General features: G+C 33.7%; 16 protein-coding genes. 6 read left to right on the top strand and 10 right to left on the bottom strand.

Going from position 1 to position 16,920, the window contains the following annotated elements:
* Nucleotides 1-355: 355 nt before the first annotated feature.
* The 5 genes from D7004_RS06580 to D7004_RS06600 all read right to left on the bottom strand — a co-directional run bounded on the left by D7004_RS06580 (nt 356) and on the right by D7004_RS06600 (nt 4,989).
* Nucleotides 356-1,075 carry an SH3 domain-containing protein gene (locus D7004_RS06580; RefSeq protein WP_123205081.1) on the bottom strand — a complete coding sequence of 240 codons (720 nt, stop codon included), beginning with the start codon at nt 1,073-1,075 and terminating at the stop codon, nt 356-358.
* A 137-nt stretch (nt 1,076-1,212) separates the two neighbouring features.
* Nucleotides 1,213-2,715, bottom strand: coding sequence for a TPM domain-containing protein (locus tag D7004_RS06585; RefSeq protein ID WP_123205082.1), 1,503 nt, complete (start codon nt 2,713-2,715; stop codon nt 1,213-1,215).
* 59 nt (nt 2,716-2,774) lie between these two features.
* Nucleotides 2,775-3,608: a 3-keto-disaccharide hydrolase gene (locus D7004_RS06590; RefSeq protein ID WP_123205083.1), complete on the bottom strand. Its 834-nt coding sequence runs from the start codon at nt 3,606-3,608 to the stop codon at nt 2,775-2,777.
* Between the two features lie 54 nt (nt 3,609-3,662).
* A complete protein-coding gene (gene cmk / locus D7004_RS06595; RefSeq protein WP_123205084.1) occupies nt 3,663-4,343 on the bottom strand; it encodes a (d)CMP kinase in 681 nt (226 codons plus the stop codon).
* Between the two features lie 61 nt (nt 4,344-4,404).
* Nucleotides 4,405-4,989: a hypothetical protein gene (locus tag D7004_RS06600; RefSeq protein WP_148042766.1), complete on the bottom strand. Its 585-nt coding sequence runs from the start codon at nt 4,987-4,989 to the stop codon at nt 4,405-4,407.
* Nucleotides 4,990-5,337: 348 nt separating this feature from the next.
* On the opposite strand from D7004_RS06600, the gene arfB reads away from it, so the two are divergent.
* Nucleotides 5,338-5,748 carry an alternative ribosome rescue aminoacyl-tRNA hydrolase ArfB gene (gene arfB / locus D7004_RS06605; protein WP_123205086.1) on the top strand — a complete coding sequence of 137 codons (411 nt, stop codon included), beginning with the start codon at nt 5,338-5,340 and terminating at the stop codon, nt 5,746-5,748.
* On the opposite strand, the gene D7004_RS06610 is transcribed toward arfB, so the two are convergent.
* Nucleotides 5,745-6,692, bottom strand: coding sequence for a lipid A deacylase LpxR family protein (locus D7004_RS06610; RefSeq protein ID WP_123205087.1), 948 nt, complete (start codon nt 6,690-6,692; stop codon nt 5,745-5,747). The genes arfB and D7004_RS06610 overlap by 4 nt on opposite strands.
* Before the next feature lie 92 nt (nt 6,693-6,784).
* Nucleotides 6,785-9,256 carry an endopeptidase La gene (gene lon / locus D7004_RS06615; RefSeq protein ID WP_123205088.1) on the bottom strand — a complete coding sequence of 824 codons (2,472 nt, stop codon included), beginning with the start codon at nt 9,254-9,256 and terminating at the stop codon, nt 6,785-6,787.
* A 332-nt stretch (nt 9,257-9,588) separates the two neighbouring features.
* Between lon and D7004_RS06620 the strand changes: the two genes are divergently transcribed.
* On the top strand, nt 9,589-10,212 hold the full coding sequence (locus D7004_RS06620) for a tetratricopeptide repeat protein (protein WP_123205089.1): 624 nt from the start codon (nt 9,589-9,591) through the stop codon (nt 10,210-10,212).
* A 50-nt stretch (nt 10,213-10,262) separates the two neighbouring features.
* Here the strand turns inward: D7004_RS06620 and D7004_RS06625 are convergent, their stop codons facing one another.
* Both D7004_RS06625 and gpmI read right to left on the bottom strand, forming a co-directional pair.
* Entirely contained in the window at nt 10,263-10,793 is a 531-nt protein-coding gene (locus D7004_RS06625; RefSeq protein WP_123205090.1) for a hypothetical protein, read from the bottom strand.
* Nucleotides 10,793-12,313, bottom strand: a complete 1,521-nt coding sequence (gpmI, locus tag D7004_RS06630; protein WP_123205091.1) for a 2,3-bisphosphoglycerate-independent phosphoglycerate mutase — start codon at nt 12,311-12,313, stop codon at nt 10,793-10,795. Before gpmI ends, D7004_RS06625 begins: the two co-directional genes overlap by 1 nt.
* A gap of 237 nt (nt 12,314-12,550) precedes the next feature.
* Between gpmI and D7004_RS06635 the strand changes: the two genes are divergently transcribed.
* The 4 genes from D7004_RS06635 (at nt 12,551) to D7004_RS06650 (ending at nt 15,463) form a co-directional block, all read left to right on the top strand.
* Nucleotides 12,551-12,949: a DUF4783 domain-containing protein gene (locus D7004_RS06635; protein WP_123205092.1), complete on the top strand. Its 399-nt coding sequence runs from the start codon at nt 12,551-12,553 to the stop codon at nt 12,947-12,949.
* 75 nt (nt 12,950-13,024) lie between these two features.
* Complete coding sequence (gene nadC, locus D7004_RS06640) at nt 13,025-13,867, top strand: carboxylating nicotinate-nucleotide diphosphorylase (RefSeq protein WP_123205093.1); 843 nt, start codon at nt 13,025-13,027, stop codon at nt 13,865-13,867.
* A 51-nt stretch (nt 13,868-13,918) separates the two neighbouring features.
* Nucleotides 13,919-14,566, top strand: a complete 648-nt coding sequence (gene plsY, locus D7004_RS06645) for a glycerol-3-phosphate 1-O-acyltransferase PlsY (protein WP_123205094.1) — start codon at nt 13,919-13,921, stop codon at nt 14,564-14,566.
* A gap of 90 nt (nt 14,567-14,656) precedes the next feature.
* Nucleotides 14,657-15,463 (top strand): M48 family metallopeptidase, encoded by an 807-nt coding sequence (locus tag D7004_RS06650; protein WP_123205095.1) that lies wholly within the window; start codon nt 14,657-14,659, stop codon nt 15,461-15,463.
* Nucleotides 15,464-15,584: 121 nt separating this feature from the next.
* Here D7004_RS06650 and D7004_RS06655 read toward each other — a convergent pair whose 3' ends face one another.
* Nucleotides 15,585-16,835, bottom strand: a complete 1,251-nt coding sequence (locus tag D7004_RS06655; RefSeq protein ID WP_123205096.1) for an anthranilate synthase component I family protein — start codon at nt 16,833-16,835, stop codon at nt 15,585-15,587.
* Nucleotides 16,836-16,920 lie beyond the last annotated feature (85 nt).

Genomic DNA, 16,920 nt, shown 5'->3' on the forward strand with positions numbered 1-16,920 from the left:
GGGATTGCAAAGGTAAAAATATTTTAATTAATAGAAAAGATTTTTTTAATAAATGTTGCTGATTTTTAATGGATTAGGATAATTGTATTAAGTATTTATTATAAAGTATCAGGATTAGGCGATAAATAGAGGAAGAATAAAGAGATAAAAAGCAATGATTGAGAACCAAGAATAACGATTTGTGCTTAAAATTAAACACATGTAAGCCAAATTTTTCTATTTTGAAAATTAGCATTCAGTAATTCTTCTGAAACAGCAGCCCCGCTTTCGCTTATAGTCCTCACCCGATAAAAAAATCGGGTTCCGGGCTATTCCGCTCTATCGGGTTTATTAACCAAATCTGTGCTTTAAAGTCCTACTTCTTCGTGAAAGTTCCTCTTGTAAAACCCTCACCAATTAGTGTTTTTTCATCCCTTATTAAAAGTAAAATCATGTTTTGTTGGTCGTATAATTTAATCATATCACCTTCAATAACATATTTTGCAGTAAATGTCGAATCGTTATAAATGTCTTTTACAATAACAGAATCGTTGGTATTAAAATCAAAAGATTGATACTGGGTATCTGCAGCAGTAGCAAAAGTGCCACTTACAGTTTTTTCTTTTATAAAGGTGATAAAGCAAAAGTAGCCAACTACAAGTACGATAATTAAAGAAAAGCCAATTAAAATTTTATTCTGACCGGCATATTTAAAAACGAAGAATAATATGGTACACATAATTAGTGCAACGATTACAAAGAAGATGATGTTCGAGTAATCTTTCGCAATTTTCGGCACTTCAACAGAAACTGCTGGTTTTGCTATCACGGGTTTTGGTGCTGATGCTATTTTTACTAAATATTCTTTACTTACAAAACCTTCGCCATTACTAACTTTAATTTTGAAATATTTTGCATCAGTAGAATCTAAAACGACTACATTTTCATCCTGTTTAATCGAGCCAACAACTTTACTTGTTGGGCTATTGGTTGCTCTTACATTAAGTTTATCAGCTTTTACACGGTACATATCTTGTGCATACAAGTTGGTAGCGAAAAGAAATACAGCGATAAAAAGGAGGAATATTTTATTCATATTATTGGAATTTCTGCAATGCAGCTGTTTAGGTTTTATAAGATGCTTTTGAGCAAACACCGTGCTAAACGTTTCCAAAATTAGAAAATAGTTTTAATTACCGACTTAAAAATCTAGCTTAAATGAAATGATTCCCTTCACCAGCTTCCGCCTGTGCCACCACCGCTACTGCTACCACCGCCCCAACTACTGCCTGATGAAGAAGAAGAGCTGCTGCTTGAAGAAGAAGAGCTTGATGAGGAGCTTGATGAAGAACTCGATTCAACTAGCATCGGCAATGCTATCCATTTAATAAACTCTACATGTTTACAGCAGCTACATTCGTTTATTTCTTTTGCTTTACCTGCTCTGCTGTATGTAGCGGTTGTTACGGTAACTACTTTATTTAGTTTATACGTTCTGAAATTGCATTTGGGGCATTCAGTATAATCCTCATATTCTTCTGCGGGCCACTGTTTAATTATATGTTCCTTTTGGTCTGTACTTAACCAAATATCATAATCGTAAGCTTTTGCCACTTCCTCCGCTCGTTGTCCTTCGCTTAAAAAGGGTTTCCCTTCTACATTCACATCTCTATCAACACGAGCCATTTCTCGATTTTTACTATCCAGGATTGGTTTAAATCTATCAATATTTTTTGCTCTTTTAAATAGATAAGAAACGAGTACGAATAAAATCAATGGAGAAAATACAATTAGCCAAAAGTTCTTTTTATTAAATGATGTTACCGCTTGAAAAAAGTTTTCATCATCATTGTGTGCATTTCTTAAAGTAGCTATATAATACAAATAGCGAAAGAACAAGCCGATGGCTAGAATGCAATATAAAATGATAGGGATATAAACTAATTCTATTTTCTTAAATAAATCAAATCCATTAAAAAATACCAGTAAAAATATGCTGATAAAAATAAAGATAAAAAAGCTGGCACAGCCATTGGAAAGGGTTTTTTCAAATTTGGTGTTGCCACTAGCTTTTGGCTTAGCAACTTTTTTTTCTTGATTATTAACCAATTTAAAAACTCCGAAAAAGCCTAAAATAACAACAAGCAAGGGGAGCCAAAATTTTTCTATGTTGCTATTGTTTTCTTTTTGGGTAAAAAATTGATTGAGTTCAGATTTATTTTCGGGGTTTAAAACAATAATGCCAATGGCGTTAATCGTATTGATGATTCCACTGCCAAAGTCATTCTCCCTAAAAGCAGGCACTAAATTCTGTTCAGCTATGTGTTTTAGCTTAACATCTGGTAAAACGCCTTCAACTCCTGTTCCGGTAATAAATCGAAATTTTCTTCTGTCTTTAGCAATAAATAAAAGTAATCCGTTGTTACTTGTTTTCTGTCCTATGTCCCAGGTGTTAAAAAGTTCGTAAGCAAAATCAAAATCCTCTTTATCCTGCTCAAAATCATTTACAATAACAACAGCAACTTGAACATTGGTTTTTACTTCTAACTCGGAAATAGACGCATTAATTGAGGCTACATCGCCATCACTTAAAATACCATCGGGATTGCTAACCCAACCACTACCATTGTTTTTTGGATCTGGAATTTCATTGATTTTGTATGCCTTTTGAGCTATAACGGAGCTTGATAAAAATATAAATAAAGCTATAAGTTTAAACAAACGGTATTTGAGCATATTAAGAGCGATTTAATTTGAGACTTATGTTTAGGTCTTACTCAATAATAAATATGAATTTACTGTTTCAATATTGTTTCTAAAACCATATTAAGTTTTCCTTTGTTTTTCATAAATGGTTCAAGATTATACAATTGTACTGTTTTGAATTCTATTGGATGGCTTTCGCTTTGCAATGAAATATAACCAGAAGTTAATGGTTTTCCATCAATTTTAACTTTTGCATCAAAATTTGAAACATTACCACCACCAATTTGCGGCTTGGTATATTCTAAAACAACTTCACCTTCAATAATATGTTTAATAACCGAATCGCCCAAAACTAAAAATTGAGCCGTTACCCATTGATCGCCAGCATAGGTTTTTGATTTAGAATCTAAACAATGTGGTGTAAAAAGCTTTCCATTAAAGAAGATATTAGTACCTGGAGTGCAAACGTTACTGGTATGGCGATCGTGTTCACCATCTCCGCCCAATATCTGAGCTTCAACGGAAATAGGAAAATCCTGATCTTTTAACATGGTTTTTGGGTCTTGACAATGCAACATCGCCCCGCTGTTTCTTAATGCCCAGCCTTCGCCACCTTTAGCCTGCTCACCAACAAAACGATAAGTAACTTTTAGTAGATAGGCAGAAAATGGTTTTTTATAAAAAATATGCCCGTACTGCTGGTCGAAAGTGTCATAGCCATCATAACTAACTTTCATTAGTCCATTTTCTACTCTGAAGGTATTGGCAAAATTATCGTTTAAGTTATGCTTTGAGATTTTAACCGTCCAATCTTTTAAATCCTTACCATTAAAGAGATTTATCCAGCCTTTTTGCGCATTTGCATTTAAAGAGGTTAGAACACAAGATGTAATGATAAGGAAAGTAATTTGTTTAAGTTTCATAACGTTAGCGGTGTATTTACGCTAAAAATATGAAAATTTGTTAAACCTTATTTATTATTTAGCTAATAATGGTTCAACGCGTTGTAGTGCAAAATCCAGTTGTTCTTGTGGTGTAAGGTTTGTGTTATCAAGGATTATGGCATCATCAGCTCTTACTAGCGGACTCTCTTTTCTGGTTGTATCGGCATAGTCGCGATGCGCTAAGTTTTCAAAAACTTCTTCTAAAGTTGTATTATTATTACCCTTACTTTGTAACTCTTTAAATCGGCGTTCTGCTCTAATTTTAGGGTCGGCAGTCATAAATAACTTAATTGGAGCATCAGGAAAAACAGTTGTACCAATATCACGCCCATCCATAACGATGTTTTTAGATTTTCCCATTCGTTGCTGCTGTTTAACCATTTCATGGCGAACAATTTTGTGGGCAGAAACTTCGCTAACATTTTCTGATACCGGCATTAAGCGAATTTCATCAGAAACTTCCTCACCATTTAGCGTAATATGAGATTCGTAATCTCTCGAATGAAAATTTAATTCAATGTGTTGCAAGGCATCAATAACTTTTGCATCATCAGTTACATCTACATTATTTCTAAGGAAAAATAATGTAACTGCTCTGTACATTGCACCACTATCAACATAAATAAAAGCTAATTTTTTAGCTAATGCCTTCGCTAATGTACTTTTTCCGCAAGATGAATAGCCGTCAATTGCTACAACTAAGTTTTTTTTCATTCTGTAGCAAAGTTAAAAAATACAAACAGAATGTTGAATTTTTTCAAAACTAGTATTACTATTATTTATCAAATCTGGCTATCCAAACTGAGTTATAAGGATGAAGCCAGCCTTCGTGTTGCAAGTACCAAAATAGTCCCTCATCAATTCTAAAAGCGAATAAACCATATAGATAGTGATTAGCATTATGAGTAGTGTAGTTTTGGCGGTAATGAAAATAAGTTACTAAGGTTGCTTTTTTATGGTCGCCTTCGTTTGTTATTTCTAGCGTACATGGATCAAATGCTGCTGCAAATCTAAAATTTCCGTTAAAACGTTCTCCCCATTTGTTCCACGCAACTTCATTTTTACCTTTCCTATTTAGCATCTTTTGAATATCAGGTGCACTTAAAAAGTCATCATCGTAAAATACCCTTGTTTTGTTTTCTTTCGGGAATAACAAATAAAAATTTTGTTTACTAGCTTCCGGGAATGGAATGATATCGCCAACGGTGATGATTAATAATGTACCATAAATACCTAATTTTTCTTTTAAGTTTAGGTGGTAGCCATTGTTTATTTGAGCCTGATAAGCCTCAGAATGTTGATTATATTGCCTTAAATTGTATGGTGTAGAAAGCAAGAATATTACAATAGCTATGCACAAAGTTATTGTAATAAATTTTCGATTTTTTTTACGTGCAAATGCTATAGCTGCAACTATTAAAGCTGCAACAAACAAATAAAATACATGTAGAGAATAGCAAAATGTCCAAAATAAAAGAAACGTGAATATGAAACAAATGATACAAAATAAAAGTGTGCGGAGAAAGTAGTTAGCTTTCTGACCGAAAGATTTTAGAGTCATGGGACGTTTTAGCTTTGCGCTTATTTAGAATGATTTTTTGAAGATAAAATTTATCAACCAATAAACAAAATTACTAAAATCAAAATGGTTATTTTAATATTTTAAATCTTAAGTTTTAGAATATATTTGAAGTAAAATTAATTTCAAATGATACCAAACAAAGAAGAGATTTTAAAAGTTGTAACTTTTAAAACATCCAGAAGTGGGGGCAAAGGTGGACAAAATGTTAATAAGGTATCGAGTAAGGTTGAACTCATCTTAAATATTGATGAAGCGGAATTTTTAACTGGTGAAGAGAAAAATCGCTTAAAATTGAAACTTGAAAAGAGAATTGACTCTGAAGGACTTTTGCACATCGTTTCACAAGAAGATAGAAGTCAACTTTTAAATAAGGAAAAAACAATTGTCAAGCTTATTGATTTGATAAGAAAATCGCTTCAGGTAGAAAAGAAACGGAAACCTACAAAAATTCCAAAATCGGTGATAGAAGATAGGCTAAAAAACAAAAATGTAAATGCTTTCAAAAAGGAAAGTAGGAAAAAGCCTAATTTAGATTAGCTTCCGAATCTGTAGTACAAACTTAAACCACCATAATTCTGAGCTTTTGCAGCACTCTCCACTTCTTTAGTTTTAAATATGATATTAAAATCAATTGTAAATCTTTTTGAACTATAATTTACACCGAATTGCTGTTCGAAAACAATAGGTTTAATGCCAAAAGTTACCGGACTGTCATTGTTAAAAAGGCTTCCCTGAATTGTCGCATCATAAGCTACGACATTTAATTGGGGCTTAGCATAAAAGAAAAACTCCGAAGAATTTAAGCGCTTCGTTTTAGCATCGCCAATAGCAGCATTGTGATATGCACTATTAAACAATTGATTTAATTTTCCTGCCCTAAATAAAATAGATGCGCCAACACCACTAAATGTTGTTCCTAAATTTGCGTAACCTTGGCCGCTAAAATCTACAGCATTATCATTTGAACGGTGAATAAGTTTGCTGTAATTACCAGAAAGGTTTACAGCAAGTTCGTTTTTAATTTGATATTCCCAGCCTGCTGGTGTGTAAAATCCAACCGTTTTATGTAGAAACTTTTGCGCATCTTCTGCTAAAGAATTTGGTCCAACAGTTCCTAATTCTATGCTGGTTTTTAAAACGCTTTCCTTTTTGTAAAAAACCGAATATGCTGCACCGGCATATAAATAGCCAGCAAATGGCCTATCTTGATCTTCTTTCTTGGCAACTTGGCCCCAGTAAGGTGTAAATATTTTTTGTCCGACTGAAATTTCGTATGTTTTTTTCTCTACGTTCTCACTTAAGTTTTCAGGATTTAAGGCTCTGCGATAATATATAAATAAACCATTGGTATAATATCTATCATTTAAAGTGGCCAAGTAAGCATCATTTTCTGTTTTAAACCCGAACTCATTTGTAAAGCTTTGGGCCTTAATGGTTCCGCAAATGAATAGTAGTATAAATAAGGTTAAAGTCGATTTCATAAAAAAGTCCCGATGATTTATCGGGACTATAAAAGTACTATTGTTTGCCAATTAATTAATCTACCGATTAAAATAATTTAAAATATTACAAATTAGTTAACGATTGGAGCTATTTTAAGCGTTAAATCAATTGGCTTTTTTACTTTGTTTTTTAATAATGCGAGCTCAATAACCTCGCTCATTTCTGTAACGTAATGAAAGGTAAGGTCTTTAATATAACTTTCCTTGATTTCTAAAATATCTTTTCTGTTGCTTTTGCAAAGGATAATCTCTTTAATATTTGCCCTTTTCGCTGCTAATATTTTTTCTTTAATTCCGCCTACAGGTAATACTTTGCCACGTAAAGTAATCTCGCCAGTCATAGCCAAGTGTTGTTTTACTTTTCGTTGTGTAAAGGCCGAAGTTAATGCTGTTAACATGGTTACACCTGCCGAAGGACCGTCTTTTGGTGTTGCGCCTGCAGGTACGTGTACATGAACATCCCAATTATCAAATAATGTATAATCAATACCAAATTCATTCGCATGAGCACGTAAATAAGCTAGGGCGATAACAGCAGATTCTTTCATTACATCGCCAAGGTTACCGGTTAAGGTTAATTTTCCTTTACCCGGACTTAAACTTGATTCGATAAATAAAATATCACCACCAACGCTGGTCCAGGCTAAACCGGTTACAACACCAGCAACTTCATTTCCTTCGTATAAATCTTTATCAAAAATTGGAGCGCCTAAAATTCGTTCTACATCATCGGTGGTTAACGTAACATTGTATTCTTCTTCCATGGCTATCTTTGTAGCAACACCGCGAACAAGCGAACCAATTTTTTTCTCTAAGCCACGTACTCCGCTTTCACGAGTATAATCTTCTATAACTTTTTCGATTAGCGCAGGTTTTAAAATAATATCTTTTAAGTTTAAACCATGATTTTCTTTTTGCTTAGGCAATAAAAATTTCTTTGCGATTTCTATTTTCTCTTCAATTGTATAACCATTTACTTCAATTATCTCCATACGATCTAACAAAGCAGGTTGTATCGTACTCAAAGAATTAGCCGTAGCAATAAAAAGTATGTTTGATAAATCATAATCCATTTCTACGTAGTGATCGTAGAAAGCATTATTCTGTTCAGGATCTAAAACCTCAAGCAATGCCGATGAAGGATCGCCGCGGTGATCAGTACCAACTTTATCAATTTCATCTAAAACAAAAACAGGATTGTCTGCTCCGGCTTTTTTAATTGATGAAATTATACGACCAGGCATTGCACCAATATATGTTTTACGGTGACCACGAATTTCAGCTTCATCGCGAATACCACCTAAAGCCATTCGTACATATTTACGTCCTAAAGCTTTTGCTATCGATTTCCCCAAAGATGTTTTGCCAACTCCCGGAGGACCAACTAAGCAGAGAATTGGCGCTTTCATATTCCTTTTAAGTTTTAACACCGCTAAATATTCAATAATACGTTGTTTAACTTTTTCAAGGCCAAAATGGTCTTTATCTAAAACTCTTTGTGCTCGTTTTAAATCGAAATTATCTTTAGTAAATTCACTCCAAGGCAAATCTAAAAGCAACTCAAGATAGTTAAGTTGTATAGAATAATCCGGTGCCGCCGGGTTCATACGACCTAATTTATCAAGCTCTTTATCAAAATGAGCATAAATTTCTTTGGTCCATTTTTTCTTTTTAGCTCTTTCTTGTAGGGCGTCAAATTCTATATCGGCCGAATTACCACCAAGTTCTTCCTGAATGGTTTTTAATTGCTGGTTTAAAAAATAATCACGCTGCTGCTTATCTAAATCGGTACGAACTTTCGATTGAATTTGATTTCTCAACTCCAACATTTGCAGTTCAACCATTAATAATTCCATCACCTTCTGAGCCCGCTCAAGCAAATTATCCATTTCAAGGATTTTTTGCTTATCAGACATTTCGGCATTCATATTTGACGATATGAAATTTATCAGAAATGAATTGCTTTCAATATTTTTTAAGGCAATGCTTGCTTCAGTTGGGATATTTGGGGAAAGCTGTATAATTTGAGAAGACATTTCCCGAATTGAGGCAATAAGTGCCTTAAATTCTTTATCCGTTTTAGTTTTCTGCTCTTCAAACTTTTTTACAGATGCTTTGATGTAAGGTTCATTTTGAACCTCTTCCAATAAACTAAAACGTTGCTTACCTTGAATAATAACCGTAGTATTACCATCAGGCATTTGAAGCAATTTGATGATATTGGCAACAGTACCAACCGTGTTAAGTTGCTCAAAAGTAGGATCTTCTATAGATACATCTTTTTGAGAAACTACACCAATGATTTTGTTTCCTTTGTAAGCTTCTTTAATTAATTTAATCGATTTATCTCTGCCAACGGTGATTGGAATTACTACTCCAGGAAACAATACCGTATTACGCAAAGGTAAGATTGCTAATATTTCAGGGGTATCTTCATTATTCATTTCTTCCTCATCTTGCTGAGACATGAGTGGGAAAAATTCAGTATCCTCGTTTATAATTGGCATCGCATTATTAAAATCAAATATATCTTGTTTACTCATTCTTATATAATATAACGACAAACTGACAGTTTTGCCGCAGGTAATTTGTGTGTTTTTGTGTTATCCTTATTAAATTCAACTCTTGTGCCAAAGTTGCTTTATGGTAATGTTATTTCAAAATGAACAAATTGTTATGAAAAAAAGGCAGGAATAATCAATTTTAAGCCAAATATCATATAACTGAAAATTAAGCGTTAAGGTATTGTTTAATTGATTTAGTGAATGTAAAAAAATTAAACCGCTTTATTTTCTTAGAATTGAATTATATTGCGTCAATATTTTATTCATTAATTTGAAATGAAATTTTAGATTTGTTAACTTATTAACAGTACATGAATTATTTTAAGCAAACCGTTTTAGGTTTAATCATTTTATCATCGGGCAGTAGTTATGCGCAAAATGGCAACGATAAAAAAATTATGGATGCCATGGTTAAGGGAGATTACAAAGCTGCCGTAACTCAATTAGAAAAAGCCGATGCAAAAGATGGAAACAATGCAAATGTTTTAAAAATGCTTGGTTATTCTTATTACCAAAACGGAGATTACGAAAATTCTATTACTACCTACAGCCGTTTGATTGTTTTAAAACCTGCTGAAATTTCTGCATATTATTATCGCGGAAAGGCAAGGTTAAATGTAGCTAATGATCCTAAACAATCTTTAAATGCATTGAGAGATAATTTTTATACTGCTGCGATTAAAGATTTTACTAAAGCAAGCGAATTGAGTGGTGAAGAAGATACGCAAATGCTTCAAAACAGAGGTTTGGCTTACAAAGATTATGCTATATTCAGATCATTTAAATCAAAAAAAGCAGTAGAAAAAGCTGCTTGTGTTGCATTGTTTAATAATTCAATTGCAGATTTTCAGAAAGTATTAACCCTACAGCCACTTAGGAAAGATATTTTAGACTGGATTGCTTACGACAAAGCACAAATTGCTAGTTTAAAATGAACTAAACCAGTTGTTAAGAAAAAGGCCTGAATGTAAAATTCAAGCCTTTTTTATTTAAACCTACCGCTTACCTGGTATCTTTTAGGATTAAGTAATTTAATTTTTTGATACTTTGTAATCTGATATAAACTATCCGGATAATAAGTTAACGTATCGCCCGATGTGTATAGAATGTTCTTATTTGAAATGATGATCTGAATTTTTTTTACCTGTTGGTTTTGCTTTTCAATTAAAACATCTTCTACAGGAATTTTTTTACTTGCTGAGGTATAATGTTCTGAATTTGGAGTCTTATTAACAGCAAAACTTCCTCGCCATGATGATTTATTGATATCAGCATTGCTAAAGATTGCCAATTCTTTATCCCAATCTTTTACGTTTATTGTTTTAGATTCAGTAGTATTGTTAATCAAAACCTGCTTTACAATCTGAGGATTAGTTCTATTAAGTCTCGATACTTCTTTTGTAAAATAACCCTTGATATCAAAATAAAGCAAATCAGTATTTGCTTTCGGTTCTTCTTGCTGATTACAAGAGATTAAACCGAAGGCAAATACAAATAAAGATAACTTTTTATACATTATATAAGAACATTACCTGTCATGGTTTCAGGTATTGATAAACCAAGAATTTTCAAAATTGTAGGTGCAACATCACCAAGTTTTCCATTAGCTAAGCTTTTATAATCGTCATCAATTAATATGCAAGGAACCAGATTGGTTGTATGTGCCGTATTTGGCGAGCCATCCTTATTAACCATAAATTCAGAGTTACCATGATCGGCTAAAAGAATAAATGAATAGCCATTTTCTAAACCTTTTTTAACTACAGTCTCAGCACATTTATCAGCCGTTTCTACCGCTTTAATTACTGCCTGGAAAACACCTGTATGTCCAACCATATCAGGATTGGCAAAGTTTAAGCATATAAAATCGGCCCAACCGGTTTCCATTTCTTTGGTAATTGCATCTGTTATTCCTGCTGCACTCATTTCAGGTTGTAAATCGTAAGTAGCAACTTTTGGAGAAGGGATTAAAATCCGTTTCTCATTTGCAAATTCACTTTCTCTTCCACCGGAAAAGAAAAAGGTAACATGTGGATATTTTTCAGTTTCTGCTATTCGGATTTGGTTTTTGCCATTTTCTGCCAAAACCTCGCCTAAAGTTTGAGTTAAATCATCTTTAGTAAAAACAACGTTTACATTTTCAAAACTCTCATCATACGTAGTCATAGTAACGTAGTACAATGGCAAATTGTGCATTTGTTGTTCCGGAAAATCTTTTTGCGTTAAGGCTGTTGTAATTTCTCTTCCTCTATCCGTGCGGAAATTGAAACAAATAACAACGTCATCATTTTGAATAGTAGCAACAGGTTCACCGTTTTCTTGCGTTAAAACAATTGGATTAATAAATTCATCAGTAACACCTTCATCATAAGATTTTTTAATGGAAGCTAAAGCGTTATTACTTTTTTCGCCTATGCCATTAACCATAACATCATATGCTTTTTTAACACGTTCCCAGCGGTTATCTCTATCCATTGCATAATACCTACCAATCATGGTAGCTAATTTAGCATCTGAACCCTGAATGTGATTTTGCAAATCTGAAATAAAACCTAAGCCCGAATTTGGATCAGTATCACGACCATCTAAAAATGCATGTATATATGTATTGGGTACGTTTGCTTCATTAGCCGCATCACATAATGCTTTTAAATGCTCTATGTGTGCATGTACACCACCATTCGAAACTAAACCGATATAATGTACCGCTTTATTATTTTTCTTCGCATAATCAAAAGCAGCTAATAATGTTGGGTTTTTATGCAATTCTCTATCAGAAATAGATTTATTTATTCTGCCCAATTCTTGATAAACAACTCTGCCAGCGCCTAAATTCATGTGTCCAACTTCCGAGTTTCCCATTTGCCCGGCTGGTAAACCAACTGCTTCACCCGAAGCTTCTAAAGTAGAGTTAGGATATTTTTGAAGTAATGAATCGAAAAATGGGGTGTTTGCTGCGTAAGCTGCATCAGAATTATCATGTTTTCCATAGCCCCAACCATCAAGAATTATAAGGGCGACTTTTTTATTTCTCATTATTATTTAATCAATTTTTTTGTATGAACCCAAAATGTACTAACTAGCGATTTGGGTTAAGTTAATTTTTGTGCTTAAAAATATAAATCAAAATTAAAACATTTTCACAATTGCTATGTTTTAAATATTCTTAATGTAGCAAATATAGCTTTATTGGAACTGATATAAATCAACAAAACCATTTTTTGATATGCTAATGGCATAATTTTAGCTATAGGGTCGTTATATAATGCTGAAATGATCCGAAGCCTGTTTTTATTCTTTATAGCTATAGCGCCAATATACCGTTCGTCAGCCTTTCAGGCTGATATTATCGACGATTTGTCTGCGTATTTCAAAGCAGGAAATTCTAAAGAAATTGCTAAAAACTTTGCTCCAACCATAGAACTGATCATAATAGATGAAGAAGATGTCTATTCTAAAGCACAGGGTGAACAAATTTTGAAAGATTTTTTTAGTAAAAATCAACCTACAAAAACAAGTATTTTTCATAGGATTAGTAACAGTCAGAGTTACAGGTTCGGCGTAATTTTAGTAAGTACGACTAAGGAAACTTATCGGGTTTCTATCACCATGAAAAAGTTTAACACTGCCTTTTTAATCACCGAACTCAGAATAGAACCTGCTAAAGATTAATTAATTTCTTTATCTGAGTCTTACAATCGCCTTCTTACAAATAATTGTTACTTTTGCGGCTTAAATAACCAAATTTTGGATAAGCAACTTATAGCTCAATTTATAAAAAATGCACTCGCTGAAGATGTTGGCGATGGCGACCATACCTCATTAGCTACAATACCGGCAGGAACACAAGGCAAAGCTAAACTTATAATAAAAGAAGATGGAATTTTAGCCGGTGTTGAATTGGCTTTAGAAATTTTTTCTGAAGTAGATCAATCTTTAATGGTTGATGTTTTAATTAACGATGGCCAAGAAGTTAAATTTGGAGACATTGCATTAACCGTTTCTGGAAGTACGCATTCCATTCTTATTGCCGAACGTTTGGTGCTAAATTGTATGCAAAGGATGAGTGGCATTGCCACCAAGACAAACAGAATTGTGGCGTTTCTTAAAAATACAAAAACTAAACTTTTAGATACCCGTAAAACCACCCCTGGGTTACGTTATTTAGAGAAATGGGCGGTGCGTATTGGTGGCGGTGTAAACCATAGAATTGGTTTGTACGATATGATTTTGATAAAAGATAATCATGTTGATTACGCTGGAGGCATCAGTAACGCTATACATGCAGCAAAAAAATATTTGCTTGATAACAAAAAAACATTGCAAATAGAAATTGAGGTTAGGAATATTGAAGAGCTGAATCAGGTAATTGATGCAGGTGGAGCAGATAGAATAATGCTTGATAACTTTAATTATGCTGATTTAACTACCGCAGTAAAATTGATAGACGGACGTTTTATTACAGAAGCATCAGGAGGAATTACAGAAGATAATGTTGCTGAATATGCTGCATGTGGAGTAGATTATATATCTATGGGTGCACTTACTCACTCGGTGAAAAGCCTTGATATGAGTTTAAAAGCATATTAATCTGTGATTTCATATATAAAGGAAAACTTATTTTTTGTATCATTGTAGGCTATGGTTACGGTTTATTCTCTCTCGGCCTTATTAATTGCTTACCTCTTTGGGTCAATTCCAACAGCGGTATGGTTAGGACAGGCATTTTACGGTGTTGATGTTAGAGAATACGGCAGTGGCAATGCAGGTGCTACTAATACATTTCGTGTTTTAGGTAAAAAGGCAGGCATAGCTGTAATGGTTATTGATATTGCTAAAGGCTATACGGCAACCAATCTTGCTTACTTAATTGGCATGTCTGTTACCGGACCGCAAAATTCAGCTCAATTTGTAAATTATCAATTAGCACTCGGCGTTACTGCAGTTTTGGGGCATTTGTTCCCGATTTTTGCAGGTTTTAGAGGTGGTAAAGGTGTTGCAACACTTTTTGGAATGATTTTAGCAGTTCACTTCGAAGCATCTATGCTTTGCGTTCTGGTTTTTGTGGTGATATTGCTTTTAACAAAATACGTTTCCCTGAGTTCAATCTGTGCCGGTTTTACATTTCCGCTTAGTATTGTATTTCTTTTTCAGGTATCGATAAAATCTGAAGTGCTTTATGGCATGGTAGTTTGCGTTTTGATTTTGGTAACACATCAAAAAAATCTCGAAAGATTGCTGAAAGGCAAAGAATCTAAAGTGTATTTGTTTAAGAAGAAGGCTAATTAAACTAACAAACACATTTATGAAACAAATTGTATGCTTTCCTGTTACAGGATACAGCTTATGATTTTGTTCATAATCACTTATCATTAACTTATGAAAAAATTATTTTTATCGGCTACTGTTGCCGCTATGCTTTTGTTAAACGCTTGTTCAACGGTACCATTAACGGGTAGAAGCAGGTTGGATTTGGTAAGTAACGACCAGGTTTTACCCATGGCTTTCCAAGCCTATGGCGAATTTTTAACAGAAAATAAAGCTACCGTATTACCAGCCTCAAGCGCTCAATCTTTAAAGGTTAAAACAATTGGTAGTAGATTAATTACTGCAGTTCAAACTTATATGAATAATAATAACTACGGTAATTTAATAAAGGATTACAAATGGGAAGTTAACGTGGTACAAAATAATGAGAAAAATGCATGGTGCATGCCAGGTGGAAAAATTGTTGTTTACACAGGAATTTTGCCTGTTACACAAGACGATGCTGGTTTGGCAACGGTAATGGGTCATGAAATTGCACATGCGATAGCAGGACACTCCGCAGAGCGTATGTCACAAGAAATGGTTTCGCAAGGTATTGCTACTGCTGGTGGCGTTGCGCTTTCAAAAAATCCAAGAGCACAATCTACTTTTAATACACTTTATGGTGTGGGTGCCCCAATTGCAATGCTAAAATATTCTCGTAATCAAGAATTAGAAGCTGATAGATTAGGTTTAATTTTTATGGCTATGGCGGGTTACAATCCACAAGCTTCAACAAGTTTTTGGCAAAGAATGTCTGCTTCATCAGCTGGCGCCCAAAAACCCGCAGAGTTTTTAAGTACACACCCTAGTGATGCTACACGAATCGCTCAAATACAAAAATATTTACCAGAAGCTCAACAATACTATAAAAAATAGGCAGAAGCTCAAAAAGTTTAAAGACGGAAGGTTTGCATAACGCGAACCTTCCGTTTTTTTTAAAGGGATATTTTGTTTAGATATATCTTTTGTGGTATTAAATGATAAAGGAAATAAGAAGCTAACCTAGTACCTGTAAAATGGCGCTTGCTTTTAATAAGCATTCTTCGTATTCCGCTTCAACTTCGCTTTGATAAGTAATTGCACCACCAACCTGAAAGGATAAGTATTTGTTTTCTGAGTTATATAAAATGCTGCGGATGATTACGTTGAAATCAAAATCACCATTCGGATTTATGCAGCCAAATGACCCCGAGTAAATGCCTCTTTTAGTTTCTTCAAATTCCTCAATCAGTTTCATTGCCTTAACTTTTGGTGCACCAGTCATCGAACCCATAGGGAAAGCATTTTTTATCGCATCAATAAAATGAACTTCAGGATTTAACTCGCAACTAATGGTTGATATCATTTGGTGAACTTGTGGAAAGGTGTAAATGCCGAAAAGTTCATCTACTGTAACTGAGCCCTTTACTGCGGATTTCGTTAAATCATGACGTACCAAATCAACAATCATAACATTTTCGGCTTGCTCTTTAATGCTGTTTTTTAAGGTGATTTTTATAATTTCATCTTTTGCTTTGTCAGAACTTCGCTTTGCAGTTCCCTTAATGGGTTGAGAAATTAAATGATTACCACGCTTACATAGAAAGCGCTCTGGTGTTGCCGATAAAATATATTTATTGTAAAGTTTAAAATAGCCTGAAAACGGAGTAGGTGAGAGGTTGTTAAGCGCTTCGTAAGTTTGGACCGGTGCAATTTCGGCATGTTCAGCAAAAAATTCTTGACAAAAATTTATTTCATAAATATCACCTCTAATGATATGTTCTTTAAGCGCATTTATTTTATTGAGGTATTCCGATTTACTAATTTTCGATTTAATATTTACCTTCTGAATTGCTTTATCATTAACAATAAATTCATTGATTTTATTTAAAGCTGATTCATCTCCAATCAAAATTTCAGCTATTCCATCTTTGCAAACCAACAGGTATTCAGGAACAAAAAAATATAAATCGGGAAAATTGAGATGGTCAGGATTTTCTGATGCTAAATCTTCAATTTCGTTTTTTAAATCATAGCCGAAAAAGCCAAAAATCCATTGCTTATTTTCTTCGAAAAAGGTTTTCAATTTTTCGAATGCATTCCCTGTCTCTGATTTTAATTCAGCTTGACTTCCAGCTGCTATAATAAAATCATAGGCTGAATAATCATCTTTGTAATGATTGGAATCTAGGAAGCAACATACATCAAATTGGTTTGCCCAATGCAACGCTTTATGCTTAAAATCTGGAATGTTTTGTGTTGTTTTCAAACTTTAGCAAAGTTAAAATTAATCCTAACCTCCAACAAAAAAAGCAACCTGCTAAAGGTTGCTTTTGAAAGTATTTTCAATAAAA

Origin of the sequence: Pedobacter jejuensis, assembly GCF_003725795.1 — a bacterium.
Taxonomy (GTDB): domain Bacteria; phylum Bacteroidota; class Bacteroidia; order Sphingobacteriales; family Sphingobacteriaceae; genus Pedobacter; species Pedobacter jejuensis.